Origin of the sequence: Methylosinus sp. KRF6, from assembly GCF_018887255.1 — a bacterium.
GTDB lineage: Bacteria > Pseudomonadota > Alphaproteobacteria > Rhizobiales > Beijerinckiaceae > Methylosinus > Methylosinus sporium.
Genome location: NZ_JAHLJF010000034.1, coordinates 1 through 2,766 on the forward strand (window position 1 = coordinate 1; position 2,766 = coordinate 2,766).

2 protein-coding genes are annotated in these 2,766 nt (G+C 56.5%); both read left to right on the top strand.

The window, feature by feature from the left end; genetic code table 11:
* Positions 1-162: 162 nt before the first annotated feature.
* Positions 163-1,779: a Mu transposase C-terminal domain-containing protein gene (locus tag KP010_RS22355; protein ID WP_216281905.1), complete on the top strand. Its 1,617-nt coding sequence runs from the start codon at positions 163-165 to the stop codon at positions 1,777-1,779.
* Positions 1,776-2,654 (top strand): TniB family NTP-binding protein, encoded by an 879-nt coding sequence (locus KP010_RS22360; RefSeq protein ID WP_216281907.1) that lies wholly within the window; start codon positions 1,776-1,778, stop codon positions 2,652-2,654. Before KP010_RS22355 ends, KP010_RS22360 begins: the two co-directional genes overlap by 4 nt.
* Positions 2,655-2,766: the final 112 nt, after the last annotated feature.

Here is a 2,766-nt window from a genome sequence, read left to right on the forward strand (position 1 = left end):
CTGTCGATTTGCCTTTCAAGGCGGGACTCGCCCATTCAACGATTTCAATTAAATAGCCGAGACTGACCTGCCGTGAACGGCACTCCAATCGAGACTCGCGCAAGAAAATTTGGCAGTCAAAATGGGATTGATCGACCGGTCGATCGACCGTAGCGTTGGAGGATGGATTCCGACAGCACCGAACCACAAGACGCACGACAGGAAGCGCCGGAAGCGCGAGAGGATTTTCTCCGTCAGCTTCTTCGTCGATCCAATTGGAAAGTGACCGCCGAAATCGTCAACATCGCGCGTACGCAACTCGATATTCCAAGGTCAACGCTTTTTCGGATGGCGTCACGTTTCCGGAGCACCCGACTTACTTCGAGCCTTGCACAACAACAGCGTGGAACGCCGGATGGCGTATTTCGGCTCGCGCCCGAGGTTGAGCATGTTATCGCGGAGCAGATCGAGCGCTTCTGGCTCAGGAAGGAGAAGCCGAAATTCAGCGCCTTGATGGAGCGCATCCGCGGGACCTGCCTTGCCGAAGGCTTGCATCCCCCGCACTACAGAACGGTGCGGCGACGGGTGATGGATTTGACACCGATATCCGCCGCCCGTAAGCGCGGGGAGCGGGACATCGAAACTGCTGCGACTCCAAGCCCTGGACAATTCGTCGCCAGTCGGCCCAACGCCATTTGGCAGATTGATCATACCGTTGTCGACGTAATCATCGTCGACGAACAGCTTCGCCGTCCCATTGGGCGACCAGTGCTGACAATCGCCATTGATGTGTGCACGCGGATGGTGGCGGGCTTTCATTTGTCCCTTGAGGCACCTTCCAGCGTGTCCGTTGGGCTTTGCTTGCTTCATGCCGTCTATGACAAGACCGTGTGGCTCAACGAGCGCGAGATAGATATTTCTTGGCCCGTCGCAGGGTTACCCGAGGTACTTCATTGCGACAATGGCGCCGAGTTTCGCTCACGCGCTCTTGCGAACGCTTGCCGAGAATACGGCGTCAAACTTCAGTTCAGACCGCCGGCGACTCCGCGTTTCGGAGGGCATATTGAACGTCTCATCGGGACGATGATGGGCGCGGTGCATGTGCTGCCCGGCACAACGTTCAGCAACGTCGAAATCAAAGGCGATTACGACGCTGAATGCCGAGCGACTTTCACGTTGCGCGAACTGGAAAAGTGGATCGCGATAGAGATCGCAGGTAAATACCATCACCGCATCCATTCCGCGCTCCTGCGCCCCCCAGTCGCGGTCTGGCGCGATCTTCAGGGTGATGTCGATTTTGACCTTCCACCCGACCGAATGGCTTTCTGGACGAGCTTCTTGCCGGAAGAACGACGGCGCCTCCTGAAGGATGGCATCCATTTGGAAAAAATCCGATATTGGTCTGACGTCCTATCCCGCGATGTGGGCCGTGGCGCTGAAGTGAAAATCAAATATGATCCACGCGATCTTTCGCGTATCTTCGTTCGCCAGCCGGACGGTCATTTCGTTGAGGCTCGTTATCGAAATCTCGCGTACCCTCCCGTTTCATGGTGGGAGTGGAAGCACGCAAAGAAGAGATTACGCGAACAAGGGAAACGCGAATTGAACGAAGAAACCATTTTTGCTTCTATTGCGCAGCAACGACAAATCGAAGATTCCGCCGCACAGGCGAGCGCAACAGCACGCCGGAATGTGACGCGCCGGCCCGACCAACCGAGAGACGACGGCGGGAAAATCACAGGCGTCGATTTAGCGAAACCGGGTTATTCCAACGACGATATGGAATTTTGGGACCAATGATCGAGCCCTCCCATTTGGCTTCCGGCGCGGCCGCCCTCATTAACGCGCCAGACCATGTGCGCATTCGCGCCATCCGATCCGACCGCTGGGTTGGGTTCGGTCGCGCCCGACGCGTTTTGCAATATCTTGATGCGCTGTGTGATCATCCGCCATCAACGCGGCCACCGGGACTTGCGATTTACGGTCATAGCGGGATGGGCAAGACAATGCTCGTCGAGAAGTTTCGACGGGATCACCCCCCGGTCGTCGACCGCAACACCGGCTCCGAGGCTGTTCCCGTTCTTGCCATCACTCTGACCTCGCGCCCAACGGAGCGACGGATTTACGGTCAGCTGCTGATGGCTCTTGGCGCCAGCGTCAATGAGCGCGCGACCCTCATGGACCTTGAAATCAGGACCATGCTTTTGCTGAAAAACTGCAATGTTCGTGTCCTGGTCTTCGATGAAGTTCATAATCTGCTCGCGGGCAATCCCAGAGAGCAACGCGTAATCCTCCAGCTGTTGCGATATCTGAGCAACGAACTCAAAGCGTCGCTCGTTTGCCTCGGCGTGATGGACGCCCGCGACGCTATCGCAGGCGATACTCAACTCTCGCGGCGTCTCGATCAAATCGTGCTACCGCGATGGAAAGTGGACGAAGAATTCCACGAGCTCGTCAGCGCAGTTCTGCGGAGTTTGCCGATCAAGCAACCTTCAGCTCTATCAAGCCAAGGCTTGCGTCATCTCGCTCGTATGAGCGACGGCGTTACGGCGCGGGTTTTCGCCATACTCAACGAATTGGCAATCGAGGCGATCCGAGCGGGCACGGAGCGCATTGCCGACGAGGACATCGAGTCCTGGAAACCTGCCCTTGAGAAGGAAACCGTGTTCGCTTGACGCCCAACCCAAAAACGGCATTTCAATCGAGATTCAGTCCAAAATAGTCTCAAATGAAATGCCACCAATCGGACCCATCGCCCCGAGTCCTTGATTGAACTGCCAATCGACA